Genomic DNA, 26,834 nt, shown 5'->3' with positions numbered 1-26,834 from the left:
GCAGGGCGTGTTCCACCCGCGATGCTACTCGTCGGGTTACGCTCGCCCCGGCACAATCACATACTCGTCCACACGGGAGTCCGCTTCGATGCGCGGGCTGAGAGGACGACCAGCCGGGTCGTCGACCGTAGAACCTGTCCGGATCATGCCGGCGTAGGGAGATCAGGAAACACCATGGGCACAGCTCTATTCACCGACGGCACCGATTCCACCCCGATCGACGCCGTGACGTGCGGCCCCATCCATTCCAGCACCAAGGCCCACCTCGAGGTGCCCGGCGAATCGGGTCACGCCCAGCGCGTGCCCGTGCGCCGAATCGCGCTCACCGATGGCACGACGTTCGACGTCTACGACACCTCCGGCCCGTATACCGCCTACGCGAGTGCGGCCGACTGCCATGACCTGGGCGCGGGACTCCCGCCGACCCGCCGCGAGTGGCCCCACCCCGGGGCCGTCCCCGCCTCGCCGGAGAACCCCACTCCCGTCCGGACGCAGTTGGCCTGGGCCCGGGCGGGGCTGACCACCCCGGAGATGCGGTTCATCGCCGTGCGCGAGGGAATCGATGTCGAGGTGGTGCGTTCGGAGGTCGCCGCCGGTCGGGCGGTCATCCCGGCCAACCATCGTCATCCGGAGAGCGAGCCGATGATCATCGGCAAGCGCTTCCTCACCAAGATCAACGCCAACATCGGCAACTCGGCGGTCACCAGCACGATCGCCGAAGAGGTCGAAAAGATGGTGTGGGCGGCCCGGTGGGGCGCGGACACCGTCATGGACCTGTCCACCGGCCGGGACATCCACGAGACGCGGGAGTGGATCCTGCGCAACTCCCCCGTCCCCGTGGGCACCGTGCCCATCTACCAGGCGCTGGAGAAAGTGGGCGGCGACCCGGCCCTTCTGACCTGGGAGTTGTACCGCGATACCGTCATCGAACAGTGCGAACAGGGCGTGGACTACATGACCGTCCATGCCGGCGTGCTGCTGCGTTATGTCCCGCTGGCGGCCAAGCGGGTCACCGGGATCGTGTCGCGTGGCGGATCGATCATGGCGGCGTGGTGTCTGGCGCACCACCGCGAGTCGTTCCTCTACACCCACTTCGAGGAACTGTGCGAGATACTCGCCCGCTACGACGTGACGTTCTCCCTCGGCGACGGTCTGCGGCCGGGGTCGATCGCCGATGCCAACGACGAGGCGCAGTTCGCCGAACTGCGCACGCTCGGGGAGCTCACCGGGATCGCCAAGAGCCACGGCGTGCAGGTGATGATCGAGGGTCCTGGTCACGTGCCGATGGACAAGATCGTGGAGAACGTGCGCCTCGAGGAGGAGTGGTGCGAGGAGGCCCCGTTCTACACGCTGGGCCCCCTCGCCACGGACATCGCGCCGGGCTACGACCACATCACGTCCGCGATCGGTGCAGCCCGCATCGCCGAGGCGGGCACGGCGATGCTGTGTTACGTCACGCCCAAAGAGCACCTAGGCCTGCCCGACCGGGACGACGTCAAGACCGGCGTGATCACGTACAAGATCGCCGCGCACTCGGCCGATCTGGCGAAGGGTCACCCGGGCGCGCAGGCCCGCGATGACGCGTTGAGTACCGCCCGGTTCGAGTTCCGGTGGCGGGACCAATTCGCCCTCGCCCTCGACCCGGACACCGCCCTGGCGTACCACGACGCGACGCTGCCCGCGGAGCCGGCGAAGACCGCGCACTTCTGCTCGATGTGCGGTCCGAAGTTCTGCTCGATGCGCATCTCCCAGGACATCCGCGACTACGCCGCGGAGCACGGGATGGAAACGGTGGAGGCGATCGAGGCGGGGATGGCGGAGAAGTCGGCCGAATTCGCCGACCTCGGTGGCCGCGTCTACCTGCCGATCACCGAGTCGTAGTTCTCACCGGCGGCGAGGGCCGCGCCGGTCCCCACCGCGCCCGACGGGCCGGGACGTCGGTGCTCAGTAGGTCGGATCGGCCGACCGAGCTCAGGCGTCCCGGCGCAGTGTCATCAGCACCCCGACGACCCAGAGGGCCACGCACACGGCCGCGAACCAGGCGACCGCCGGCCACTCGCCCCACGTGATGTACCCGCGGACGCTCTCTCCCTGGGTCCAGAAGTCACCGTTGGCGAACGGCATCCAGGCGGCGATGTCCTCGCCGACCCGCGGGATCAACGAGACCATGCCCTCGAGGGCCAGTATCCACACGAGGAACAGGGAGATCGTGCCGGCGGCGTTGCGCATGATGTACGCCAGGCCCGTGACCGCGATCGTCCCCAGTGCGGCGTAGACGGGGAAGCGCCACAGGTAGGTCAGCCCGTCTCCGGAGAACGGGGTCCAGCCCTCGTTTCCGGAGAGCGCCCCGGCCACGAGGAGCGCCAGGATCACCGCGATGGCTGTGACCACCATCGAGAGCACCGTGAACAGGGCGGTCTTGGCCACGATGGCAGGCCAGCGCGACGGCGTCGTCAGGAACGTGGCCTTGATGGTGTGATAGCGGTACTCGCCGGTCACACCGACGATCGCGGCGATCCACGCCAGCAGGACGGTGAACGCACTGACGCCGAGGATCGCGAACAGCGGGTCACTGCCGCCGCCGGGCGCACCGGCCATCGGGTCCCCTGTGGCGGGCTGCTCGAACTGGCCGATGACCACCGCGAGCACCACTGCCAGGCCGATGCCGATCGCGTACAGCCAGTAGGCACTCTTGGTGGTGGTGACCTTGATCCACTCGGACTTCAACTGGTTCATCGGGTGGACTCCTGACCGTGGTACTCGACGTCCTGGTCGGTGAGGGCCATGAAGGCCTCCTCCAGCGACGCCCGCTTCTCGTGCAGTTCGTGGACGGTGATCCCCAGGCTGGCGGCGACATCGCCGACCTGCGGCGCGCGGAGGTTCTGGATGAGGAAGACACCCTGTTCCGCGTCGAACGTGGCCTCGATGCCCTCATCGCGCGCGGCGGCGGTGAACTCGTCGACGTGCGGGGTGCGCAACACCACCGAGGATGTGGCGGCGTCCAGGAACTCCTCGACGGAGGTCTGCGCGCGCAGCTTGCCGCGGCCGATCACGACGAGGTCCTGGGCGGTCTGCGCCATCTCCGACAGCAGGTGCGAGGAGACGAGCACGGTGCGGCCCTCTGCGGCGCGCGCGTGCATGAAACGGCGGATCCACAGGATCCCCTCGGGGTCGAGTCCGTTGACGGGCTCGTCGAACAGCAGGACCTCGGGGTCGCCGAGCATGGCGGTGGCCAGACCGAGTCGCTGGCGCATGCCGAGCGAGTAGCCCCCGACCTTGCGGCCGGCGACGTCGGTGAGGCCGACCAGGCCGAGCACCTCGTCGACGCGGCCCGGGGCCACCCCGCCCGCCGCGGCGACCATCCTCAGGTGCGCGCCGGCGGAACGGTTGGCGTGGGTCCAGGACGCGTCGAGCAGACAGCCCACCTTGTGGGCGGGGCGATCCAACTCGCGGTACGGGGTGCCGTCGATCAGTGCCTGCCCGGACGTGGGGGTGTCGAGACCGACCATCATCCGCATCGTCGTGGACTTCCCGGCGCCGTTCGGGCCGAGGAATCCGGTGACGACGCCGGGACGGACCTCGAAGCTGAGGTCGTCCACGGCGGTGGAGGCGCCGAAGCGCTTGGTGAGATTCCGTACCTCGATCATGGTCCCCAGTCTGCCTGCCGGGGCGCGGGCAGCGTGCGTCCACCTACTCAGCCCGCGTACAGGTAGTGCAGTACTAGGCTCGTGACCATGGATGACGCCACGCCCGAGCCGGATCGCCATCTGCCGTCGGTCCGCGCCTCCGACGCCGAGCGCGACGCCACCGCCAGGCTCCTCCAGGAATCCTTCTCGGAGGGGAGGCTCACGCTCGCGGAATTCGACGACCGGACGTCGCGGGCGTACGCCGCACGCTTCCGGTCCGAACTGATCGAGCTAATACACGACCTGCCCGTCGTCCACCACGAGCACGACTCGACGCCCGCGACCCGGCCACATGGGGCCCCGGCGCGTCGCGTCACCGGGGCCAGCGGGCCCGCCTCGTCGCTGGCGATCATGGGAGGCGTCGAGCGGGCGGGGGCGTGGACCCTTCCCGCCGTGCATACCGCGTTCGCCCTGATGGGCGGGGTCGAGATCGACCTGCGCGGCGCCTCCCTGCAGTCCCACGAGACGACGATCCGGGCGTTCGCGATCATGGGCGGCATCGACATCTACGTCCCCGACGACATCCATGTGGAGATCGAGGGCCTGGGGCTGATGGGGGGCTTCGGCGAGGAGTCCGGGAACTGGAAGCCCGATCCGCGACCGGTCCGCCAGGCCCCGCCCGGAGCCCCGGTCATCAGGGTCACGGGACTGGCGCTCATGGGCGGGATCGGCGTGCGGCGGGTGCCGCGCACCGAGGACTGACCGTCGGCGGGGTGGCGGACAGGTCGCGCGCATGCTGTCGGGCGGCCGGTAGGGCCTCAGTCGACCGGCGGGCTGGACGCCTGCGCCCAGAAGCGTTTGGGGATCCGCCCCGCGAGGCGGGCGGCGTGCCCGGCCCGGACCGCCTCGCGCATCGCCGCGGCCATGAGCGGCGGGTTCTCCGCCCGGGTGACGGCAGTGGCGAGCAGGACACCGTCGCAGCCGAGCTCCATGGCCAGTGCTGCGTCGGAGGCGGTGCCGATCCCCGCGTCGCAGATCACCGGGACCCCGGCGCGCTCGACGATCATCTCCAGGTTGTGCGGGTTGCAGATGCCCAGCCCGGTGCCGATCGGCGCGCCCAGGGGCATGACCGCAGCGCAGCCCACGTCCTCCAGTCGGCGGGCCAGGACCGGGTCGTCGGTGGTGTAGGGGAGGACGACGAAACCGTCGTCGACGAGGTCCTCTGCGGCCTCCACCAACTCCACCCCGTCGGGCAGGAGCGTGCGCTCGTCGGCGATCACCTCGAGCTTGACCCAGTTCGTGCCCAGCGCCTCCCGCGCGAGCCGGGCGGTCTTCACGGCCTCGCTGGCGGACCGGCAACCGGCGGTGTTGGGCAACGGGCGGATGCCGAGCTCTTTCAGCATCCCGAGCAGCCCGAGTCCGCCTGCGCCGTCCATGCCCAACCGCAGGTCGACCTTGCGGATCGACACGGTGGTCAGGGCGGTACCCGAGGCGATCAGTGCCTCGCGCAGGACCTCCTGGTTGCCGGCGCCGCCGGTGCCCGTGATGAGCCGCGAGGAGATCTCCTCGCCCGCGATCACCAGGGGCGAGTCCAGCACCGCGGCGACGTCAGACGGGTACGCGGACGGCCCTGCGACGCCCCGAACCGGGGTCGCGGCCGAGGTCGGGTCAGCCACCCTGGACCGCCGTGAGGACGTCGATCTCCGCGCCCGCACCGAGCGGGGCGTCGTCCCAGCCCGAGCTGGGTACCACCACGCCGTCGACGGCGATGGCGACGCCCTCATCGGGCAGGTCGAGCTCGGTGACGAGTGCGCGGACGGTCGCGCCGTCGGCCAGGGTGCGGTCCTCGCCGTTCACCGTGACGATCATGGGCCCTCCTACTTCCGGGTCGCGGCTGTACGTCTCCACCGTAGTCGCCTGCGCGGGGTGCCCGGCGACGTCGGTGCGGTGGCCCACGGCGACCGCACCCGGGGCTCACCCGCGGGTGAAGCGGTCGGGAGCGGCCGCACGCGCCGCCGCCGGACCGCGCACCGCGTGCAGTGCCGCCCAGACCGCCGCGACGGTCACCGGGGTGAGCGCGATGCCGTTGCGTCCGTGCCCGGTGGCGTGGATGACGCGCGGGTCCGTCGGGTCGGCGCCGAGGAACGGCAGGTTGTCCGGCGACATCGGCCGGAGCCCGGCGGTCGCCTCGGCCAACTCGTACTCCCCGATCCCGGGGAAGATCGTCTCGGCGTCGGCGAGCAGGTCGCGCACCCCGGCGACGGTGACCTGCCGGTCGTCGCCGTGTTCGTACTGCGTGGCGCCCACGACCAGACCACCGTCGCGCGGGACCAGGTACAGCGGTCGCCCGCGGACGAACGCCCGCACCACTCCCCGGGGCGGGTCCTCGCAGCCGGGCCGGGCGCGTAGCCGGAGCACCTCGCCCTTGACCGGGCGCACCGGCAGCCCCGCCAGTTCGGCGGACCCGGAACCTGCGGCCAGGACGATGCGGTCCGCGTCGACGTCGTCGAGCGAGGTCACCGCGCTGCGCACCCACCTCACACCCTCGGCGCGGCAGGCGCGGGTCAGGGCGGCCAGCAGGACGCGGTTGTCGACGGCCCCCTCGGAGTCCATGCGATAGGCGGCGCGGGCGACGCGGGCCAGGGACGGCTCGGCCTCGCGCAGCTCACGCCGGGTGATTCGGCGCAGGTCGGCGTCGGTGGAGTCCGGCTGGCGGACGGCCCACTCCATGGCCATGTCGAGGTCACGGGCGTCGGCCTCGTCCACCGCCAGCATGTGCGTGTGGGTGGCGGTGCGGACCGGTGGGCCGGCAGGGACGTACGGCTCGAGGGCGTCCAGCATGTCCGGCCACCGCCGCAGGGAGTCCACTCCGAGCGCGAACACGGCCTCCTCTCCCGGCCAGGCCTCGCTGAACGGGGCGAGCATGCCACCGGCCACCCACGCCGCGGCCGCGGCGGGCACACCGTCGGGGCCGGACTCGTCGGGCTCGTAGATCACCACTTCCGTGGCCAGCTTGGTCCTGGCGGCCGACCACGCGCAGGCCAGGCCGATCACCGAGCCGCCGATCACGGCCAGCCGCCGGGCCCCGATACGCGCGATACCGTTATCCGCGGCCACCCGGGCCGCGGCGACGGCAGCGGCACCGGCACCGGGGCGGAGGCCGTCGGCGGCGGCGGCACGGGAGGTCATGACGGCCAGCCTAGTGGTGCCCTGGCCTACGGTTGTGACCATGACCTCCCGCGCCGACCGCCTCCGTGCCCGCCTCGCCGACGCCCGTCTCTACCTCTGCATCGACGCGCGTCGGCACCTCGACGAGCAGGCGCGCGAGCAGGGGTGGTCGGGCGACTTCCCGGCGCTGCGCAGGGACGTCACCGCGACCCTGGCGGGCGGGGTCGACATCGTGCAGCTGCGGGACAAGAACTCGGCCGGCGAACGCGACCTCGGGCCGCTCGAGGCCGGGCACGAATTGCGGGCCCTGGCGGTGATGCGCGAGGTGTGCGATTCCCACGGGGCGCTGCTGTCGGTGAACGACCGCGCCGACGTCGCCGTGGCGTCCGGGGCGGACGTGCTGCACGTCGGGCAGGACGACCTGCCGGTGGAGTGGGCGCGCCGGATCGTCGGAGACGACGTGGTGCTCGGCCTGTCCTGCCACGCGGTGGACGAGGTCGACAGGGCCGCGGCGAACCCGCTGGTCGACTACTTCTGCACGGGCCCCGTGTGGCCCACCCCGACCAAGCCGGGCCGCGTCGCGCCGGGCCCGGACCTCGTGCGCCACGCGGCAGGGACCACCGCGGGGTCGGGGTCGGCTGCGGGGTCAGGGTCGGCTGCGGGGTCGGCCGGGACGCCGTGGTTCGCCATCGGCGGGATCGACGCGACGAACCTGCCGGAGGTGCTGGCAGCGGGTGCGACCCGGGTGGTGGTGGTCCGCGCCATCACCGGCGCCGCCGACCCCACCGCCGCCGCCCGCGAACTCCGCGCGGCCCTGACCTAGCCGGTCGACGGTGTTGGTCTAGCGCGCGGCCTCGGTCCGGACAGCCCCACTCGGACCAGCCCCGCCCCGGAGAGCCCCGTCCCGGTCCGCGTCCGTCCGGTCGGCCGATCCCCGCGGAGACAGGCCCTCCCCCGTCAACTCCTTGCTCAGCGTCCTGCGCAACACCTGCCGGGGCTTGCGGCCCAGCGAATCGCCCTCTCGCCGTCGTCGTCGTCCCCATGACTCCGGCGTCAGCCCCGGCACCAGGGTGAGGGCCTTGCCCAGGCCGCGCGCGGGCCACTCGACGGTGGCGTGATCGACCTGCACCGTGGCGCGGCGGCCGCGCAGGACCAGGGTCATCACCCCGTTGTCGAACCAGAGGCCGTCGGTGACCCGCCACCGCGCCTCGGGCTCCCGCACCCCCACAGCCCGGGCCAGCCGTCGCGTCACGGTGGGCACGGGCTCGCGGACCGACAGACGGTTCACCGCCCGGATCGACTTCTGTAGAGGATTGCGGAACGGAGACATCACCAGCTGGTGGACGCGGGTGGGTGAGTCCGCCACCCGCTCCGCGGTGAGGTCGACCTCCTCGAGGTACGAGCAGTGCACGTCGCCGCCCAACAGGAGGATCGACGCGGGCGCGGGCCCGTGATCGCCCGCGGCCACCTCGGTGAGCAGGCCGACCAGGTCGTCGAAGCTGTTGCGGAACGCCGCCCAGTGCTCGAGGTCCACGGTGAGGCGGATCCACTCGCCGACCCGCGCGGTGGCCGGCTTGTCGGGCTGGTCGCGGGACACCGCCTCGTTCCAGCCCTCGAGGTTGTGCAGGGCAGGCAGCATGAACGCCGGGAGGGACGAGCCGATCACCAGGTGGTCCACGTCGGCGTCCAGGCAGGACTCGCGCGTCCACTGCCATTCGTTGGCGTCCATGACCCGCCGGTCCTGCGGGTCCAGATGCCGCGACGCCCGCACGTCGAGCATCACCACCCGCACCCGACCGAAGTCACGCTTGAAGCTCCACTGCTCGGTGCGGCGCTCGGAATCGGTGGACAGCGCGAAGTCGTCCAGCAGCGACTCCCTCTCCGCGTCCGAACCGGCGGACCGCAACGCCCGGTACATCTCGTTTCGCTCCAGCTCGTCGGGGGCGAGATTGCCCAGGTGCTGGTAGACGAAGTAGCTGCCGAACGCGCCGATCACCCGGTCGCTCCACCACGGCTGGGCGGTCATCTCGCGACGCCACGCGTGGGAGGAGTTCCAGTCGTCGCGCAGGTCGTGGTCGTCGAGGATCATGCAGCTCGGCACCGTCGACAGCAACCAGCGCACATCCGCGTCACGCCACGACTCGTGGTAAAGCCAGGAGTACTCCTCGAAATCGCAGATCTCGTCGGAGACGTCGCGGTCTCCCCCGGCGCCGGCAGAGTCCCGCACCGACTGCGGGCCACCGCCCGCGCGCCGACGCTCGGCCAGCCGCTCGGAGATCTCCCGGCTGGGGATGTCGGCGTACACCTGGTCGCCGAGCAGGAGCATCGCGTCCGGCCACTCCTCCTGCGGGGTGTGCGCCATGCGGTGCGCCAGGGCGACCAGTGCGTCGGCCCCGATCCTGCGCAGCGCCACCGGGGTCTGGCTCTCCCCACGCCGGCACGACCCGAACGCCAGCCGCACCGTGTCGTCGGCGCGAGGCGTGCGGATCACGCTGGGCCGACCCGGGTCGACGGGCCAGGCGAGCCGGTCATCGAGCGACACCTCGTACGGCGTCATCTCGCCCTCGGGCAGCCGGCACAGGTGCAGTACCGCGAAGTGGTGGCCGTGCACGCCCCAGGAGCGCTCGGTGACCACCTCGTCGCCGGCACGGATGGTCACCTCGCACGGCGCCGACACCTCCACCCACACCGTGGCGTCGGTGCTGTCGACGTAGCGCAGCATCGGGCCGACGAGGATCTCCGGGGGCAGGGTCATGCGTTCCAGTGTGCACCCGCGGGGCGGTGCGGCGCGCAGATCCAACCCGTCAGGTCGGGTGGACCCGGTGAACCGGGCCGGGACCGGGGCGGGGCCGGGGTCGGACCGGGGCGGGGCCGGGGTGGGACCGGGGTCGGACCGGGGCGGGGCCGGGGCGGGACCGGGGTGGGACCGGGCCGGCGTGCGCGCGTGCTACCCGAGGAGGGCGCGGGGTCCGACGACGACGACGTCGCCCGGCAGCCTGTCCCGCAGTCCCCGGTCGGCCGTCACCACCACCACCCGGCGGGGCCCGCCATCCAGCTCGGTGGCCAGATCGACGATCGCGTCGTCGCCGGACCCGGACGCGCGGTGGACGACGAGCGGGCCCTCGTGCTCGGCGGCCTTGGCGACGCCCTCGATGACGGCGTGCGCGCGGGCGACCCAGCCGAACCCCCCCGGCAGTTCGAGGGTGCGGGGCATCCCGGAACCCAGGTCGTCGAGCAGTCGCGAGGTGGAGCCGGCCCGGTCCTTCCACCAGCCGTCGGGGCGGGAGCCGAGCACGTTGGCCACGTCCACGACCAGCTCGACGGGGTCGGTGCGCAGCCCGTTCGCCCAGGCGTGGGCGAACGCGGGCATGAGCGGCAGCTCGGCCACCAGCGTCTCGGGCACCCAGCGGAGTTCGAGACTCTCGTTGTTGGGCACGGTCTCCAGCGCGCGCGGGGCGTCCGCGATGACGGTGGTGTACGTCCACTCCACCGCGTCGGGCGACTCCTGGACCAGCGGCGGGACGGTGCGGGGGCGGGCGGAGCCCGACGGGTTCTCGGGCAGCTCGTCGTGGCGCTGGTCGGGCCGCAGCCGGCTCAGCAGCTCGGCCGCGTGCCGCAGGTCGAGTCCGGGCCGGTGCCACACGGTCCCGGGCATGCGGGAGGTCACGACCTGCGCGCGGACCACCACGTCGGCGGGCCGGATCTCGGCCTCCTCCTCCGTCTCGCGCAGCGCCGCCACGGGCGCGTCCTCGTACGAGTCCCGCGCTCCGCCCGGCAGCGCCCACGTGTCGCCCGAGGCCGTCCACACGGCGCGGTGCTGCAGCAACACGAGCGGGGTGTCGGGATCGGACGGGTCGGCGGCCCGCAGGAGCAGCCCGGCGGCACCGAACCGACCCCACCGGCGATCGCCCTCGTCGGACACCACCCAGCCGTTGCCGTCACCTTCGCTCGCCGCCACCGGTCGTCCACCTCCCCTGGACCCGTCCACCCCCGGATCGGGCGGAACCTTGAGTCCTCGTCGACCAGTCTGCCCGACTCCGCGCCGCCACTTCACTAACCTGGGAGACACTCCCGTCGGATCGTCGGCTCGGCGGGCGGAGACCGGGGAGGTGAGCGAGCAGATGCGCGCCCGAACCTTCTCGCTGCGCCACGCCCGCGGTGCGGCCGCCGACACGCCCGCACCCGGCGACGCACCGGTGGGCGGCGCCCCGGCCGGGTCGACGTCGGCATCCACGCCCGCGGCGTCCGCCGCCGGGGCCACGCCTGCGTCCGCGTCCCAGTCAGGCTCCGCGTCCCAGTCAGGCTCCGCGTCCCAGTCAGGCTCCGCGTCCCAGTCAGGCTCCGCGTCCCAGTCAGGCTCCGCACAGTCCACCCCGGCATCCTCGGCCGACGCCGCTCCCCGGGCCGGCGCCGCACCCGCATCAGGTGCCGCCTCCGGCTCCCGGTCCGGCTCCGCCTCCACGTCGGCCTCCGGCTCCCGGCCCGGCTCCGCCTCCACGCTCACACCAACGCCCGGCTCGGGTGGCGAGTCGTCATCCACCCTCCAACCCCGCAGGCCGGTCCGTCGCCGCGCCGCCCGCTTCTGGAACGACGTGCTCACCACGCCGGGCCGCATGTCGGTCTTCGCGTTGCTCGCGATCATCACGGTGCTCACGGGCGGGATCGTGGCGTCCTCGACGATCACCCAGCGGCAGAGTTATCACGAGACGCTGCTGGCCGAGGTCGAGCCCGTCGCCAACGCGTCGCAGACGTTGTACAGCTCCCTGACGATCGCGGACTCCGCGGCGAACACCGCGTTCATCACCGGCGGTATCGAGCCTGCGGAACTGCGCGAACGCTACCTCCAGGCGATCGCGACCTCGTCGTCGTCGATCATCGCCGCCTCCCAGGGCCTAGACCGCACCGACACCGAGTCCATCGAACAGCTCGCCCTCATCAACGCCCAGCTGGCCACCTACACCGGCCTGGTGGAGACGGCGCGCACCAACAACCGCGTGGCCAATCCGGTCGGCTCGGCGTATCTGGCGTCGGCGTCGACGCTGATGCAGGACACGATCCTGCCCGCCGCCGCGGACCTGTACGACCGGCAGTCCACGTCGGTGGGACAGTCGGACAGGGAGTGGTCGTCGCCGCCATGGGGGTCGTTCTTCCTGCTGGGGCTGGCGATCGCGGTGCTGTTGCTGTTGCAACAGTGGCTGTGGCGGCTCACCGGGCGGCGGTTCAACCCGGCGCTCGCCCTGGGCTCGCTGCTCATGGTGGCGACGTTCCTGCTCACGATGATCGCCGGGTTCCTCGCGGCCAATGACAACGCCAAGGGCCTGTCCGAGGGCGCGGCACCGATGAATGAGCTCACCCGCCAGCGCATCAACGCCCAGAAGGTGCGCGCGCAGGAGACGCTCAACCTGGTGCGGCGCACCGATCCGGAAGGGTCGGCGGCCGAGCGGGCGACCACCCTGGGCAACGTGCGTGACACCCTGACCGTCTACCTCGACGACGAGGACGACGCGGACTCCTCCGGCCGCATCAACCTCGACTCGCAGGGTGCGGTGACGGACGCGATCGAGGCGCTCGACGCCTGGATGGCCGCCCAGAACCGCGCCGACTCCCTGTACCAACAGGGCGACTACCAAGGCGCGATCACCATCTCCTCCGGCCAGAGCGAGGGCGACTCGGGGGCCGCGTTCGAGGAGTTCGACGAGTCCATGCAGGACGCCATCGAGGAGGCCCGCGACACCCTGCGCACGCGCATCGACAACGCCCGCCGCACCTCCTCCAACGGGCCGGACCTCATCATCGCGCTGTCCACCCTGGCCGCGTTCGCGGTGGTCGTGGGGATCGCGCCGAGGATCAGGGAGTACCTGTGACGGCGGGGGTGCGGACCGGGTCGGGCGCGCGGGGACACGGCGCGCGGCGCCGGGCGAGGCGGGTCGCGCTCGGGGGCATGTTGGTGGCGGCCCTGGCGTTCGGGGCGGCGTGTGGGGTCGACGACGACGAGGGCGGCCCCGGCGCCGGCGGGCCGGAACGGGACGCGACCGCGGAGTCGGCCGGGATCGCCGGGGCGGGGATCCCGGAGATCGACGCGGTGATGCCGCTTCCCGCCGGCGCGGTGATCAGCACGGACGTCCCCGCCAGCCTGCCCGACGAGAACGACGAGAGCTGCGATCCTCTGCCCAGTCTGCGGCCGAACGACGCCACCCCCGCGGAGCGGGTGCCGCGGATCCTCGAGCGGGGTCGACTGATCGTGGGACTGGACCAGGGCTCCAACCTGTTCTCCTTCCGCGACCCGGCCAGCGGCCAACTCACCGGCTTCGACGTGGACCTGGCGCGCGAGATCGCCGCGGACATCTTCGGCGATCCGCGGCAGGTGGAGTTCCGGTCGCTGACGTCGTCGAACCGGCTCGAGGCGCTGGAGAACGACCAGGTGGACGTGGTGATCCGGTCGATGTCCATCACGTGCGCACGGCGCGAGCGGGTGACGTTCTCGGTGCCGTACTACCAGGCCTACCAGCGGGTGCTGGCGGTGCGCGGGTCGGGGATCACGGAGATCGAACACCTCGAGGGCAAGCGCGTGTGCGTGGCCGCCGGGACGACGTCGGCGTCGCGGTTGTGGGAGGAGTTGGATCGGATCACGGTGCTGTCGGTGAACACGTGGGCGGACTGCCTGGTCGCCATCCAGCAGAACCAGGTGGACGCGATCACCACCGACGACGCGATCCTCGTGGGCATCACCGCGCAGGACCCGTACCTGGAGATCGTGGGGCCGCAGCTCGACGCGGAACCGTACGGGGTGGGCATCGCCAAGTCCACGCCGGGCGACAACACCGACGGGCTGGTCCGTCAGGTCAACTCCACGCTCGAACGGATCAGGGCGGACGGCACGTGGAACCGCATGTATTCGACGTGGTTGTCCGGGCTGGGGCCCAACCCCGGGATGCCGGTGCCCAGGTACGTGCCGGAGGAGCAGCGATGAGTTACCGGAAGTGGGACGACCCGCTCGAGGAGGGCGAACCCAGCGTCGGTACGCAGGCCACGATGCGGACCGAGGCGGTGGCGGTGACGGAGGCCGCCACGGCGACCGGACTGACCGAGGCGACGGGCGCGTTGGAGGCCACGGGCGCCATGGAAGCGACGGGCGCGATGGAGGCCACGGGCGCCATGGAAGCCACCGGGGCCATGGGGGCGACCGGGCAGCTCGAGGCCACGGGCCCGCACGTCCATTCGGGAAGCATGGCGGAGACCGGGGCGGTCGAGGCCACCGGCGCGGCGTCGATGACCGGGTTCCTCGCCGACACCGACCCTGGTGGCGGCAGCAGCCCGGGCCGGGCGGGCCCGGCGCGCGCGGCGGGCGCGGGGCGGAGTCATGATCCCGAGTCCCGCACCGAGTCCGTCCCCGGCGCGCGGTCCTCCGCCCGGACCGGCGAGGTGATTACCGGCGACCGGTCGACCTCGGCACCGTTCCGCATGCGGCACCCCGACAAGCCGGAGGACCGCCCGAGCCAGGCCGCCGAGGGTCTGGTCGACCTGCCGTACATCATCCCCGTCGACCCCACCTCGGCAATGTTGGAGCCGGAGGACATCGAGGCCGAGTGCGCGGCCTCCGACGGCAGGCTGCCGCGGCCCGAACTGTGGCCCGGAGACATCGTCGCCGACCAGTACGAGGTCCGCGGTGCGCTCGCCCACGGCGGGATGGGCTGGATCTACCTGGCGGTCGACCACAACGTGTCCGACCGCTGGGTCGTCCTCAAAGGCCTGCTCCACGCCGACCAGGCCGAGGCCCAGGAGGTCGCCGTCGCCGAGCGGGAGATCCTGGCCGAACTGTCCCACCCGTCGATCGTGCGTATCTACAACTTCATCCACGACGACTGGGCCACGTCGCCCACCCATGGCGGGTACATCGTCATGGAGTACGTCGGCGGCCCCAGCCTGCGCGACGTCCGACGAGCGGCACCCGGGCGGGTGCTGCCGGTGGAGAAGGCCATCGCCTACGTGCTCGAGGTCCTGCAGGCGCTCTCCTACCTGCACTCGGTGGGACTGGTCTACAACGACCTCAAACCCGAGAACATCATGCTCACCGAGGACCACGTCAAACTGATCGACATGGGCGCGGTGTCCGGCGTCGGGGACTACGGGCACATCTACGGCACCCCCGGTTTCCAGGCCCCGGAGATCCCCCGGACCGGGCCCACCATCGCCTCCGACCTGTACACCGTCGGTCGCACCCTCGCCTCGCTCATCGTGCGGCTCCCCGTGGTCGACGGCCGCTACGCCGACGGCATCCCCTCCCCGATGGAGGAGCCGGTGTTCAGCCGGTACGACTCGCTGTACCGGTTCCTCCTGCGCTCGACCCACGAGGAACCCGACTCGCGGTTCCGCAGTGCCAACGGGATGGCCAACCAGCTCATGGGCGTCCTGCGGGAGGTACTCGCGCTGCGCACCGGGGTCCCGCACCCGGCGTTCTCCTCGGTGTTCTCACCCCAGCGATCGACCTTCGGCACGCTCTTCACCGTCGAGCCGACCGACTTCCTCGTCGACGGCCGCGCCCGCGACACGACGCTCACCGGGTCCGAACTGGTCGACGCCCTGCCGGTGCCGCTCATGGAGGCCTCCGACCCCGCCAGCCGCATTCTCGCCGCGACCTCGTACACCTCGGTCGAGCAGCGGATCGACACCCTCCTCGAGCTGTACTCCGACACCGAGTCCGAGGCCCGCGAGAGCGTCGGCGTGATCATGTCACTCACCCGCGCCTACCTCGAGAGCGACGATCTCGCCGCGGCCGAGGCGCTGCTGGAGGAGAACGCGCACCGGATGCCCGCCGAATGGCGGCTGGTCTGGTACGACGGCGTGACCGACCTGCTCAAGGGCGACCCCGTCGGGGCGTATCCCAAGTTCCAGAGGGTGCTCTCGGCCATGCCCGGCGAGAACGGCCCCAAGCTGGCCCTGGCCGCGACGGCCGAACTGATCCTCGACGTGTGCCCCGAGAGCGACCGGGCCCGCTGGGCACGCTCGAGCGAACACTTCTACCGCACGGTGTGGTCGGTCGACCGGTCGGTGATCAGTTCCGCGTTCGGGCTGGCGCGCCAACTCCAGCGGCGTGGCGAGGTCAAGTCCGCCATCGAGGAGCTCGACCGCGTCCCACCCAACTCCCGGTACTCAGCGCTGGCCAACCTCACCGCGATCCTCCTGCTGTGCCAGGGCCGCCCGCTCGATGAGACCGAGGAGTCCCACCTCCGCGAGGCCGCCCGCCGGGTGACCAACCTGTCCGCCGGCGAGCACAGGGCGTTCCAGATCCGGCTCACGGTTCTCACCACCGCACTCGCCTGGATTCAGCTGCCGGACAACGAGCCGTCCCCGTCACCTCTCATGCGCGGCGTGCCGTTCACCGAGTTCGGGCTGCGCTCCGGCGCGGAGACCGTACTGCGGACCCTCGCGCGCTCCACGGAGACCCGTCAGCAGCGGTTCCGTCTGGTGGACCAGGCCAACAGCATCCGTCCACGCACCCTGTTCTGAGTCCGCGGGGGTTCCACCGACTTCAGGGGTTCTCCCCTCGGGACGGGCGGCTCAGCCCTCGCGGTCGAGAGCGGGGTCGAGAGCGGGGTCGGTGGCGAGGGCCGGGTCATCGTGGCGGCGGCGTCGCCTGGCGAACAGGATGAGTGTCGCGCCGGCCGCCGCCGCGGTGAGCGCCCACAGCACGAGCTCGGCCCCGCTGACGCCGGTGGTGGCCAACGACCCGCGGACCTCCGAATTGGCGCGGATCCACGCGTCCGACGGCGCCCCCTCGCGCGGGGTCACCGCACTCTCGGCGACCCGGCCGGTGGCGCCACCCTCGTCGGTGGCGGGGTCCGCGTCAGGCGTGGTGGCCGCGGTCGCGGGGGCGGTGGGGGCAGAGGCGGTGGGGGCGGTGGTGCCCGCCAGCGAGTCCGAACCGGCGGAGCTACCGGGGCCACCGGGACCACCGGGGCCACCTGAACCGGATGAACCGGACGAGTCGGACGACCCACCGAGCGAACCGGCCAGGGAGCCCAGGGCGGGGCCGACGACACCGACCACCACGCCGATGACGCCCCCGACGATGACCGGCCACACGATGTCCGGCAGGTCCGTCGAACCGCCGCCGGAGGCGGGGTGGACCACCACGCGCCGGACAGAGGTGTAGGTGGCCCCTCCGGGCATGGTGACCGAGAACGAGATGTCATAGGTACCGGCGCGGGTGGGAGTACCGGTCAGGGCCCCGTCCTCGAGTCGCATGCCGGGCGGCAGCGTGTCGGTGACCACGTCGAGCACGGTGCCCTCGGGCGGGGTCGGGAGGAACCGTTCGGGCCCGTACTCGTGCCCCGCGGTCACATCGGGCAGCCGGTTGAGCGGGTCGGACGGATCGGTGCCGATCAGGTCCTCGGTGGTGTCGGGCAGTCCGTCGCCGTCGCGGTCGAGGCCGTCGACATCGGAGAATGACACCCACATCCTCGGGCTGACACTCTGCCGCTGCGCACTGTTGCGGACGTCGAGCGGAACGGAGACCTCGTCCACCACGCGCGCCGACTCCCCCGGCTCCAGTTCCAGGGCGGCCACCGTGGCACCGCGGGCCGGAGAGCCCCCGGCCTGCCCGGTTCCCGCGCCGTACAGCATCACGGTCCCCGAGTCGGCGGCCGTCGCGCCGGTGATGCTCGAGCGCACCTCGAACTCGGCGCCCTCCGACACCACGAAGTCACCGACCCCCACCGCATACCGGCCGGTGCGGCCGGAGTCGGCCGCATTACGGACGTGATAGGTGCGGTCAACGGATTCGCCGGGGAGCATCGCGCACGGGTCCACGTCGGGGATGCTGGCGCTCGCCCCGGGCGGAACGGGGCTTGCGGGCGGAGCGGGGACTGCGGGCGGATCGGGGACCCCGGCCCCACCGGCCGGGTCGCAACCCCACGAACCGAGAGCGAGATCCGGGGCGTCCGTCCAGGTGGAACCATCCAGCGAGAACTCCAGATCGGCGTGGGCATCGAGGGCCGGCACCGTCACCGCCTGCGCCACGGACGCCCCGCCCAGGACCAGGGTGGCGACCGCAGCCAGGATGAGCGGCACGATCCCACGCTTCCTGGGCGGACCCTGCGTCGGGCCGGGGCGCGGCCCGCGCTCGGGCCGGGTGTCCGGGGAGGAAGGTGAGGCGTGGGGCATCGTCCGACTTCGTTCAGCCCGGACTCGGATGCGGGGATCACCCCGCACTCTATAACTAAAGCTGTTCTTAGCAAATGTGGACGACGTTATCGTCCCAGGCCCAGCACGTCGTCGCACGCCCTCGCGATCGCCAGTTCCTCGTCGGTGGGCACCACGAGCACCGTTACGCGACTGTCAGGGGTGGAGATGACCCGCTCGCCGGTGCCGTTCTCGTTGGCCTCGGCGTCGATCTCCACACCCCAGCCGCGCATGGTCGACAGCGCGTCGGCCCGCAGGCGCGCGACGTTCTCCCCTACCCCTGCCGTGAACGTGATCGCATCCACGTCGCCGAGGACCGCCCAGTAGCCGCCGATGTAGCGACGCAGGCGATGGATCACCACGTCGTAGGCCAGCATGGCGTCCTCGTCACCGTCGTCGACCCGCGTCAGGAGTTCGCGGAAGTCGCGCACCCCCGACAACCCCTCCAGTCCCGACCGGCGGTTGAGCAGAGTGGAGACGTCCTCGGGCGACATGCCCCGGTCACGGATGAGGTGGATGATCAGGCCGGGGTCGAGGTCTCCGGGTCGTGTACCCATGACCAGTCCCTCGAGGGGCGTCAGACCCATGGACGTATCCATGGCGCGGCCACCTTCGATAGCGGACGCCGACGCCCCGTTGCCCAGGTGCAGGACGATCTGGTTGAGCTCGCCGTACGGGCGGCCCAGGACGTCGGCGGTACGGCGGGAGACGAACTCGTGGCTCGTGCCGTGGAAGCCGTACCTGCGCAGGTCCCACTCGCGTGCCGTCTCGCGATCGATGGCATAGGTGTGGGCGGCGGCGGGCAAGGTGTGGAAGAACCCGGTGTCGAACACGGCCACGTGCGGCAGCCCCGGCAGCAGGTCGCGGGCCACCCGGATGCCACGCAGGTTGGCCGGGTTGTGCAGAGGGGCGAGCACCTCGAGCTTCTCGATGTCGGCCTCCACCTCCGGCGTCACCTCGACCGGCTCGTGGAAGGCCGGCCCGCCGTGGACCACACGGTGGCCGATCGCCTCGACCCCCAGGCCGGTGGGATGGACGTGCAGCTCCTCCGCCAACTCCAGTACGTGACCGAGCGCGGCGGTGTGGTCCGGGAACTCCGCCTCCGCGGTGCGTTCTTCCGCACCGGCACCGGCCAGGTCGCTGCGACGCACGGTCAGCGTGCCCACGGGCTCACCGATCCGCTCGACCAGAGCCCAGGCCAACTCACCCTCGACGGCGGTGTCGAGGATCTGCAGCTTCAGGGAGGAGGAGCCGGAGTTGATGACGAGCACGCGGGTCATGAGTCGCTTCCCTGGAGGTCTCCGACGCCCTGCGCCTGGACTGCGGTGATGGCGACCGTGTTGACGATATCCTCCACGAGCGCACCGCGGGACAGGTCGTTGATCGGCTTGCGCAGCCCCTGGAGGACCGGGCCGATCGCGACCGCGCCCGCGGTCCGCTGTACGGCCTTGTAGGTGTTGTTGCCCGTGTTGAGGTCGGGGAACACCAGGACGGTGGCCCGGCCGGCGACCGGGGAGTCGGGCATCTTCTTGGTCGCGACGGTGGGGTCGACGGCGGCGTCGAACTGCAGGGGCCCGTCCACGACGAGGCCGGCAGCCGGATCACCCTCGGTCGCCTCGGCGATCCGCGACCGCACAAGTGCGGTCGCCTCGCGCACCTTGTCGACGTCGGCCCCACTGCCGGAGTCCCCGGTGGAGTAGGAGAGCAGTGCCACACGCGGGTCGATCCCGAACCGCGAGGCGGTCTCGGCGGACGACACCGCGATGTCGGCGAGCTGCTGGGCGGTGGGGTCGGGCACCACCGCGCAGTCCCCGAACGCCAGAACGTGGTCGGCCAGGCACATGAGGAACACGCTGGAGACCGTCTGCACGCCGGGTCGGGTCCGGATGATCTCCAGGGCGGGGCGGATGGTGTGGGCGGTGGTGTGGGCGGCGCCCGAGACCATGCCGTCGGCGAGCCCGGTGTACACCATCATCGTGGCGAAATAGGAGATGTCGAGGATGCGGTCACGGGCCACGTCCAGGGTCATGCCCTTGTGCTTGCGCAGCTCGACATATTCGTCGGCGAACCGATCGGCGTGCTCGCTCGTCCGCGGGTCCAGCAGTGTCGCGCCGCTCAGGTCGATACCCAACTCGTCGGCACGCCGACGGATCGCCTCGGGGTCACCGAGGATCGTCAGGTCGGCCACGTCGCGCCGCAGGAGCCGGCCGGCGGCGTGCAGGATGCGGTCGTCGTCGCCCTCGGGGAGCACGATGTGGCGCTTGTCTGCGCGGGCACGCTCGAGGAGTTGATGCTCGAACATCTGCGGCGTCGTCACGTCGGGCGCATCGACCCGCAGCGGTGCGAGTAGTTCCTCGGTGTCGACGTGCTTCTCCATCAGGCTGAGCGCGGTCTCCACCTTGCGCCCCGAGCCCGAGAACACGCGCCCGCGGGTCTCGGCGGCCAGACGGGCGGTGTCGTAGGTGCCGTGACCCGTGCAGATGATCGGGAGGGTGGAGCGCATCCCGCGGACGAGCCTGTCCAACGCCGCGTTCGGCCTGACCCCACCGTTCCAGATCATCCCTGCCAGCGAGGGGAAGCCTTCGGCGGCGTGTGCGGCGAGGATGGCCAGGACCGCGTCGGTGCGGTCGGCGGGGACGATGACGACCATCCCGTCGACCAGTCGCTCCAGGATCCGGTCACCGGTCATGCCGCCGACCATCACGGCCATCGCCTCGCGGTCGAGCAGGGCCGGGTCGCCAGAGTAGAGCTCGCCGTCGACCGCCTCCATGAGCTCACCCATCGTGGGCGCGGTGAGCAGCGACTGGGAGGGCAGAGTCCAGGCCGGCACGTCCAGCGAACCGAGCTCGGCCCGGATCTCGTCCAGCGCGTCGGGATCGCACCGGTTCACGACGACTCCCACGGGGTGGGCGTGCTCGACACGCAGCTCCTCGAGGGTGAGTCGGGCGTTGGTGGCGATCTCGGCCGGGGTGCGGTCGGATCCGCGGAGCACCAGCAAGACGGGGGCGCCGAGGTTCACGGCGATCGTGGCGTTGAAGTCGAACTCGGTGGGGCTGGGCACCCCGGTGTAGTCGGTGCCGACGATCACGACGACATCGCACTGCCGGGCCACCGCCTCATATCGGTGCACGATCTCGCTCAGGGCGGCGTCGCGGTCGGAGTGCACGCGCATGTTGGTCACGCCGATGCAGTCCTCGTAGTCGAGGTCCACGGTGGTCTGCTGCAGCAGCATCTCCACGATGCGGTCGCGTACCGGTTCCTCGTCCTCGACGCCGGGACCGGCGGGGCGGGGCGCGACCGTGACGGGGCGGAACACCCCGACCCGCTGGACGGTCCCGGCCAGGATGCGCAGCAGCCCCAGCGCGACGGTCGACTTGCCCGTGTCGCCCTCGGGGGCCACGACGTAGACCGCGGACGAGGAGAGCGGCTCACCGCCCGACTGGGACGGGATCGAGAGTGCGGCGACGTCGGAGTCGGACAACTCGGCCCCGGTGGGATCGCCTGGCCCCGAGGCGCGGGGTTCGGACGCGAGAGTCTCGGACGCTGGAGTGTCGGACGCGAGGGTATCGGACGCTACGGACTCGGGAGGAAGGGATTCGGGCACGGGGGCATTGTGACAGCGCCGGCGGCGCAGCACACCTGGTACACACCCGACGGGCCGATCCCCCACCCCGGTCCGGGGCGGGTCGTCACACATCGGTGAGCCTGTCGACGCCGGGAGGCAGCCACGTGCACAGGCCGGGCGCGGAGGGGTTCACCACGGTTTTCCACCCTCCGGGGCCGTCGCCGACGAACCCGTGGTGGACGGGACAGCCGAGTGCCCCGTTGGCGACCGTCGTCGACCCGCCCCGTGACCACTCCCTCACATGGTGGAACTGACTTCGCCTGGCCGGGGCGGTGCACCCGGGGAAGGTGCACCCTCCGTGGGCGGCGTAGAGGACCAACCGCTGGATCGCCGACGCCAGGCGCCGGTCGGGGTGTGCGTCCACGTCGATCCGGTGCAGCTCCTCCCGGCCGTCGCGCAGCAGGGAGACGAACCACGGCATCGTTCCGGCCATGGAGACCGCCTGCCGCACGCTGAGCTGGGTGCCGGCGTCGGTCTGCACGAGCGTCGTGGGGTCCTCGAGCTGCTCCGGTGTCACCCGCACGACGATGGTCGCGATGCCCTTGGGGCGGGCGGGGTCGACGGTCGAGCCGAGGGCCCACTGGTGCACCAGGGCGTCGTGGGCGCGCTGTTCGGGGGCACGCTCGTCGGACCCGGGTTCACACTCCACGGCGCCGCCGGGCCCGCCGAAGTCGCACAGTGCCCTCTCGACCAGGGCGCGGCCGCGGGGCGTCAAGGTCATCGTCAGGGTGCTGGTGCCGTCGGACCGAACCGCGCCGAGCCGCGCCGAGCGCTGACGTTCCTGGTGCTCCTCGCGGTCCCGTCCGCGGTCCGGGCACAGGGCGGCGACCCGGCGGGCGGCCTCGGCCCGCAGGTCGGCGGGCGCCGCCGTGCGGGCGAACTCCGTGAGCTCCTCGGCGAAACACACCTTGGCGTCGCCGCCCATCGTTCCGGGCAGACCGGAGACGGCTCGGGCGATGATCCGCTCGTGCTCGCCGGTGATCTCCCCGTTCGCGGCCGCCCGCCCGGCCGGGGTGGCCTGACGTCCTCCGGCGTCGATCCGACCGTGCACCGTGCCCTTCGCCAGTCCCAGCTTCTCGGCGAGGAGCGCGGCGACGCCACCGGCGGTGCGTCCCTTCTGACGGTGCAGCGCGGCCAACTCCGCAGTGGCCCGGGAGCCACTGGCGTCCAGCCGCCGGGCCACGACCTCCACGCGACCCACCGCGTGGGCGAGCGCGTCCGCGTCGTGCTCGGCCCAGTCGACCGCGCACAGCGTCTCCACCGACGCCTCCAGGAACGCGAGAACGTCGGTCAGCGGGGCCGGCTCGTCCCGCTCACCGCCCCGCCCCTCCGCATCCCATACTCCCTGTTCCATACCCCGAAGCATAGAACACACGTACGACACGAACCGGTCCGGAAGCGCATCGTCGCAGGTCGGCCCGCGTCATCCCCGCGAAGTCATGAGGCGGAACTTGAGCTCGTCGAGCATCGCGCCGATCTCCGTGCTCACCAGCGCGCGATCCAGTGCGACGAGCCGGGGCAGGACGGCGTCGGCGGCGTCCCACCGGCGGCGGTCGAGGTGCTGCGACGCGCGCGAGTACAGCAGTTCGAACTCGGCGAAATCCCGAACCCGGTCCGTCGCCAGCTCTCCCAACCACATACCTTCGCGGCCCCGACTGTCCGCCGCCTCGATGACCCGCCGAACGGAGACGAGGGTCGCCCGCGGCCCGGCCCCGCCGTCGGCGGCGCCTCGCCCGCCGCCGTCGGCCCGGTCGAGCTCGGCGACGAGCCGATCCGCTACCCGGGCGATCACGTCCAGCTCGTCGAGCAAGCCGCTCACCAGGTCCCGCTCGGCCGCGACGTGCGCCCCGCTCCGGGCGGCCTCGGCCCGGGTGCCGGCGCGCGCGACCTCCCCGCCCAGCCGGAACAGTTCAGCCGCCGCCGAGTCGACGGCGGCCCCGGCCGCGCGGGCCTCCCCGAGAAGGCCGCGGGCCCGATCGGCGAGATCCGGGGCGCCCCGGGGGGTCACGGTGTACCCCTAGTCGACGACGACGAGGACCAGCCCGAAGTCCCCGGCGTCGTCGGTCCACACGGTCGGGCCGACGAACCCGTGGCCGGCGAGGTCGTCGGCGAGTGCGTCCGGCTCGAACTTCCGAGCGATCTCGGTGCGGATGCCCTCCTCCGCGGCGAGGGTTCGCGAGCGCCCCAGCGTCGGGAAGTCGACGTGCACGTCGCGGACCGCCCGCAACCACATCTCGATCCTGCTCTCGGCGGCGTTCCACACGGCCTCGTGGCGGAAATCGCGCCTGTCCAGCCCGGTGCACTCGACGGTCCGGGCGATCACGTCGAGCATGTTGAGGTTGAATTCGGCGGTGACGCCGTCGGCGTCGTCGTAGGCCGCGACCAGCCGCTCGGGGCTCTTGACGAGGTCGAAGCCGAGCGCCAGCCGGTCGCCCGGGTCCATGACGCCGCGCAGCATCGCGAGGAACTCTGCTCGCTGGGCCTCGCTGAAATTGCCGATCGTGCCGCCGAGGAAGAGCACCAGCCGCCCGCCCGGCTCGCCCGGTAGCGGGCCGTCGAGGGCGGTGAGGTCTCCGACGACCGGGACGACACGCAGTCCGGGGTACTCGGCCGTGAGCGCCCGGGCGGAACCGAAGAGCATCTCGGTACTGATGTCGACCGGAACGAACAGTGGGCCGGCTGGATCAGTGGCGCCGGTCGGGCGGGAGGCGAGGACGTCGAGCAGGACCCGCGTCTTCTCGCAGGTCCCGGCCCCGAGCTCGACGAGTGTGTCGGCATCGCCGACGATGTCGACGGCCCGCGACCGCAGGATTTCCGCCTCCGCGCGGGTGGGGTAGTACTCCGCGAGCCGGGTGATCCGGTCGAAGAGCAGGCTGCCCTTCTCGTCGTAGAACCAGCGGGGCGGCACGGTCGGCGGGTCGTCGAAGAACCCGGCGCGCAGATCCGATTCGAGCGCGGCGGTGTCGGGATCGGCGGTGCTCGTCGTCGTCGTTGTCATCGTTGTTGTCGTCGTCGTTGTCGTTGCTGTAGTTGCACCGGGGCCGTCGGGCCCGGCGGCACCGCACTGGGCGGCCACCTCGCGCGCGCCGGTCACCGGGCGAGCCTCAGTCCCGCGGCCGCCCACCTCGAGGCGGCGGGATAGAAGTTCCGGTACGTGTGCCGCGTGTGGCCGGCAGGCGTGAACGCGCTGCCACCGCGGAGGACATGCTGGTCGGACATGAACTTGCCGTTGTACTCGCCGGCCGCGCCCTCCTCGGTGACGAACCCCGGATACGGCAGGTAGGCGCTGGCAGTCCATTCCCACACGCCGCCGATCGTCCGCTCCGCGGCGGGCCGCGGGTGGCAGCGGTCGGGGTCGAGCTCGTCGCGGATCTCCCAGCCGGTGGTGGCGACCTCCCACTCGAACTCGGTGGGCAGCCGTGCGCCGGCCCAGCGGGCGTAGGCGTCGGCCTCGTAGAAGGACACGTGGATGACGGGCTCGGCGTCGACGACCGGCCGCCGGCCGCTCAGCGTGAAGGTGGTCCACTCACCGTCGGCGGCGGTCGCGGGGCCAGCGGCGGTCGCGGTGTCGGCGGCGCGGCCGACCGGGCTGTCGTCCTCACGTCGCCAGTACCCGGGCGCATCCCAGCCCTCGGCCTGGACCGTGGCCCAGCCGTCGGACAACCACAGTTCGGGCCGGGAGTAACCGCCGTCGGCCATGAACTGCTTCCACTCGCCGACGGTGACCTGGCGGGTGGCGACCTCACCGCCGGGGATCCACACCCGGTGGCGGGGACGCTCGTTGTCATAGGAGAACGCGGGGCCTGCGGCGGTGGCGGGGCTTGCGGCGGTGGCGCCCAAGCCGTCCCCGACGTCGGAGTCGCCGGGAGCCGGGGCGCCGACCTGCGCGACCCCCTCGGCGACGGCGAGCCACTCGGTCTCCCCCGGCGCCGCTCCTGCCGGGTCCGCCGCCCTGTGGACGTAGACCGGGTCGGTCGGGTTGTGCGAGAAGAGGTGCTTGATGTCCATGAGCAGCAACTCCTGGTGCTGTTGCTCGTGATGGCAGCCCAGCTCCAGCAGTTCGAGGCCACGCTCGTCGACCCGGCCCGCCTCGAGGGCGTCGACGACGGCCTCGTCGATGCGGGCGCGGAAGTCCCCGATCTCCGCCACCGACGGGCGGGTGATGAGCCCGCGCTGCGGCCGCGGCTGCCGTGGGCCGACCGCCTCGTAGTACGAGTTGAACAGGAAGCGGAACACCGGCTCCGGCGAGGTGTAGCCCGGCAGCCGACCCAGCACGAACTCCTCGAAGAACCACGTGGTGTGCGCCCGGTGCCACGCTGCGGGGCTGGCCGCGGTCATCGACTGGGGGATCTGGTCCTCCGGGCTGAGCCGGGACGCGAGCAGGTCGGTGAGCCCCCGGACCCGCTGGAACATCTCGACCACGCTCTCGGCGCGGGCAGTGGTGGCGACGGTTCCGGCTGTCATGGCTTCCCCCGTGGGTTGTGGTCGACGGCAGGCGGTCCGCGCCGGCGGACCCCTCGGCCCCCGACGCTGACCGCCACACTAACCACGGTGTGGCCGCCGTCCCACCGATCCGGCCGTGCCCGGACGAACGGCGGCGATGCCTACCGGAACGGGAGCGGGCCCGGCTTTCCGGCACGCTCGGCGGCGATGTTGCGTCGCTCGTGCTCGAGCAGCCGCAGCCGGTACTCGGGGCAGTTCCCCATTCCGCCATCGGCGCGGATCACCCGGTGGACGGGGATGACGAACGGCACCGGCACCAGCGTGCACAGCCGGCCGACGCGACGGGCGTTGCGTGGCCGGCCGGCGTCGATACTGACCTGGCCGTAGCTGGAGGTCTCGCCGTAGGGGATGTGCTGGATCTCGCGGTAGACCTCACGTGAGAATTCATCGTGGACCCCGGCCGCGGCCCAGTCCAGCGGGACGTCGAACCCGCGGAGCCTCCCGGCCAGGTAGTCCTCCACCTGTTCCGCCAGGCGGGCGAGGTGCTCCGCCGCGGCGCCGGGCTCGGGATCGCGGTCCTCGTCGTCGTCGTGATGTTTCACGTTGAACCAGGTCGCGGAGGCATCCCTGTGGTCGAGCTGGTCTGCGTCGAGCTGGTCCGCGTCCACCTGGACGAGGCGCGCGATGCCGTCGGGGGTGGCCTCGACGAGCATCAGCCCGGCCGCGGTGGTGAGTACGTGCGTGACACCGCGGGGCGTCCGGGGCGCAGGCGCGCTCACACGGGGCCCACT

Annotated in this window: 21 protein-coding genes and 1 riboswitch; of the genes, 6 read left to right on the top strand and 15 right to left on the bottom strand. The window is 72.1% G+C overall.

Features of this window, described 5'->3' with window-relative positions; genetic code table 11:
• Positions 1-62: 62 nt before the first annotated feature.
• A riboswitch (TPP riboswitch) is annotated at positions 63-177 on the top strand.
• Positions 175-1,881: a phosphomethylpyrimidine synthase ThiC gene (gene thiC, locus Q2K20_RS01905; protein WP_317176583.1), complete on the top strand. Its 1,707-nt coding sequence runs from the start codon at positions 175-177 to the stop codon at positions 1,879-1,881. Its footprint overlaps the riboswitch before it by 3 nt.
• 90 nt (positions 1,882-1,971) lie before the next feature.
• Here thiC and Q2K20_RS01900 read toward each other — a convergent pair whose 3' ends face one another.
• Positions 1,972-2,736, bottom strand: coding sequence for an ABC transporter permease (locus tag Q2K20_RS01900; protein ID WP_269504284.1), 765 nt, complete (start codon positions 2,734-2,736; stop codon positions 1,972-1,974).
• The gene (locus Q2K20_RS01895) at positions 2,733-3,647 is read right to left on the bottom strand and encodes an ABC transporter ATP-binding protein (RefSeq protein ID WP_269504286.1); all 915 of its coding nucleotides are present in this window, start codon (positions 3,645-3,647) and stop codon (positions 2,733-2,735) included. Before Q2K20_RS01895 ends, Q2K20_RS01900 begins: the two co-directional genes overlap by 4 nt.
• An 87-nt stretch (positions 3,648-3,734) precedes the next feature.
• On the opposite strand from Q2K20_RS01895, the gene Q2K20_RS01890 reads away from it, so the two are divergent.
• Positions 3,735-4,388 (top strand): DUF1707 domain-containing protein, encoded by a 654-nt coding sequence (locus Q2K20_RS01890; RefSeq protein WP_269504289.1) that lies wholly within the window; start codon positions 3,735-3,737, stop codon positions 4,386-4,388.
• 56 nt (positions 4,389-4,444) lie between these two features.
• On the opposite strand, the gene Q2K20_RS01885 is transcribed toward Q2K20_RS01890, so the two are convergent.
• From Q2K20_RS01885 to thiO, 3 genes are all read right to left on the bottom strand, one after another.
• The gene (locus tag Q2K20_RS01885; protein ID WP_269504317.1) at positions 4,445-5,224 is read right to left on the bottom strand and encodes a thiazole synthase; all 780 of its coding nucleotides are present in this window, start codon (positions 5,222-5,224) and stop codon (positions 4,445-4,447) included.
• A gap of 70 nt (positions 5,225-5,294) precedes the next feature.
• Entirely contained in the window at positions 5,295-5,495 is a 201-nt protein-coding gene (thiS, locus tag Q2K20_RS01880) for a sulfur carrier protein ThiS (RefSeq protein WP_017836465.1), read from the bottom strand.
• A gap of 105 nt (positions 5,496-5,600) precedes the next feature.
• Complete coding sequence (gene thiO / locus Q2K20_RS01875) at positions 5,601-6,815, bottom strand: glycine oxidase ThiO (protein WP_317176582.1); 1,215 nt, start codon at positions 6,813-6,815, stop codon at positions 5,601-5,603.
• 40 nt (positions 6,816-6,855) lie between these two features.
• Between thiO and thiE the strand changes: the two genes are divergently transcribed.
• Positions 6,856-7,617, top strand: coding sequence for a thiamine phosphate synthase (gene thiE, locus Q2K20_RS01870; protein ID WP_317176581.1), 762 nt, complete (start codon positions 6,856-6,858; stop codon positions 7,615-7,617).
• Positions 7,618-7,635: 18 nt separating this feature from the next.
• Here thiE and Q2K20_RS01865 read toward each other — a convergent pair whose 3' ends face one another.
• Both Q2K20_RS01865 and Q2K20_RS01860 read right to left on the bottom strand, forming a co-directional pair.
• The gene (locus Q2K20_RS01865) at positions 7,636-9,549 is read right to left on the bottom strand and encodes an alkaline phosphatase D family protein (RefSeq protein WP_317176580.1); all 1,914 of its coding nucleotides are present in this window, start codon (positions 9,547-9,549) and stop codon (positions 7,636-7,638) included.
• Positions 9,550-9,741: 192 nt separating this feature from the next.
• Positions 9,742-11,448 (bottom strand): NUDIX domain-containing protein, encoded by a 1,707-nt coding sequence (locus Q2K20_RS01860; RefSeq protein WP_317176579.1) that lies wholly within the window; start codon positions 11,446-11,448, stop codon positions 9,742-9,744.
• Between Q2K20_RS01860 and Q2K20_RS01855 the strand changes: the two genes are divergently transcribed.
• The 3 genes from Q2K20_RS01855 (at position 11,408) to Q2K20_RS01845 (ending at position 16,301) form a co-directional block, all read left to right on the top strand.
• On the top strand, positions 11,408-12,658 hold the full coding sequence (locus Q2K20_RS01855) for a hypothetical protein (protein WP_254050595.1): 1,251 nt from the start codon (positions 11,408-11,410) through the stop codon (positions 12,656-12,658). The two genes, Q2K20_RS01860 and Q2K20_RS01855, sit on opposite strands and share 41 nt — an antisense overlap.
• Before the next feature lie 77 nt (positions 12,659-12,735).
• Positions 12,736-13,764, top strand: coding sequence for a glutamate ABC transporter substrate-binding protein (locus Q2K20_RS01850; protein ID WP_096907468.1), 1,029 nt, complete (start codon positions 12,736-12,738; stop codon positions 13,762-13,764).
• Positions 13,761-16,301, top strand: a complete 2,541-nt coding sequence (locus Q2K20_RS01845) for a serine/threonine protein kinase (RefSeq protein ID WP_283467916.1) — start codon at positions 13,761-13,763, stop codon at positions 16,299-16,301. The genes Q2K20_RS01850 and Q2K20_RS01845 overlap by 4 nt, the downstream gene beginning before the upstream one ends.
• 51 nt (positions 16,302-16,352) lie before the next feature.
• Here Q2K20_RS01845 and Q2K20_RS01840 read toward each other — a convergent pair whose 3' ends face one another.
• The 8 genes from Q2K20_RS01840 to Q2K20_RS01805 all read right to left on the bottom strand — a co-directional run bounded on the left by Q2K20_RS01840 (position 16,353) and on the right by Q2K20_RS01805 (position 26,822).
• Positions 16,353-17,864, bottom strand: a complete 1,512-nt coding sequence (locus Q2K20_RS01840; protein ID WP_317176578.1) for a hypothetical protein — start codon at positions 17,862-17,864, stop codon at positions 16,353-16,355.
• Positions 17,865-18,043: 179 nt separating this feature from the next.
• Positions 18,044-19,255: an acetate kinase gene (locus Q2K20_RS01835; RefSeq protein WP_317176577.1), complete on the bottom strand. Its 1,212-nt coding sequence runs from the start codon at positions 19,253-19,255 to the stop codon at positions 18,044-18,046.
• Positions 19,252-21,579: a phosphate acetyltransferase gene (pta, locus tag Q2K20_RS01830; RefSeq protein ID WP_410494163.1), complete on the bottom strand. Its 2,328-nt coding sequence runs from the start codon at positions 21,577-21,579 to the stop codon at positions 19,252-19,254. The genes Q2K20_RS01835 and pta overlap by 4 nt, the downstream gene beginning before the upstream one ends.
• Before the next feature lie 85 nt (positions 21,580-21,664).
• Positions 21,665-22,954 (bottom strand): HNH endonuclease signature motif containing protein, encoded by a 1,290-nt coding sequence (locus Q2K20_RS01825; RefSeq protein ID WP_132062476.1) that lies wholly within the window; start codon positions 22,952-22,954, stop codon positions 21,665-21,667.
• A 69-nt stretch (positions 22,955-23,023) separates the two neighbouring features.
• Positions 23,024-23,608 carry a hypothetical protein gene (locus Q2K20_RS01820; RefSeq protein WP_132062474.1) on the bottom strand — a complete coding sequence of 195 codons (585 nt, stop codon included), beginning with the start codon at positions 23,606-23,608 and terminating at the stop codon, positions 23,024-23,026.
• Between the two features lie 9 nt (positions 23,609-23,617).
• Positions 23,618-24,598 (bottom strand): L-histidine N(alpha)-methyltransferase, encoded by a 981-nt coding sequence (gene egtD / locus Q2K20_RS01815; protein ID WP_096906736.1) that lies wholly within the window; start codon positions 24,596-24,598, stop codon positions 23,618-23,620.
• A 92-nt stretch (positions 24,599-24,690) separates the two neighbouring features.
• Positions 24,691-26,064 carry an ergothioneine biosynthesis protein EgtB gene (gene egtB, locus Q2K20_RS01810; RefSeq protein ID WP_317176576.1) on the bottom strand — a complete coding sequence of 458 codons (1,374 nt, stop codon included), beginning with the start codon at positions 26,062-26,064 and terminating at the stop codon, positions 24,691-24,693.
• A 140-nt stretch (positions 26,065-26,204) separates the two neighbouring features.
• Complete coding sequence (locus Q2K20_RS01805) at positions 26,205-26,822, bottom strand: methylated-DNA--[protein]-cysteine S-methyltransferase (protein ID WP_317176575.1); 618 nt, start codon at positions 26,820-26,822, stop codon at positions 26,205-26,207.
• Between the last annotated feature and the right edge of the window lie 12 nt (positions 26,823-26,834).

The organism is Dietzia sp. IN118 (assembly GCF_032905965.1).
Lineage (GTDB): Bacteria > Actinomycetota > Actinomycetes > Mycobacteriales > Mycobacteriaceae > Dietzia > Dietzia kunjamensis.
Note: the sequence above shows the minus strand (reverse complement) of the source record. Positions and strands in the feature narration are given on the sequence as shown.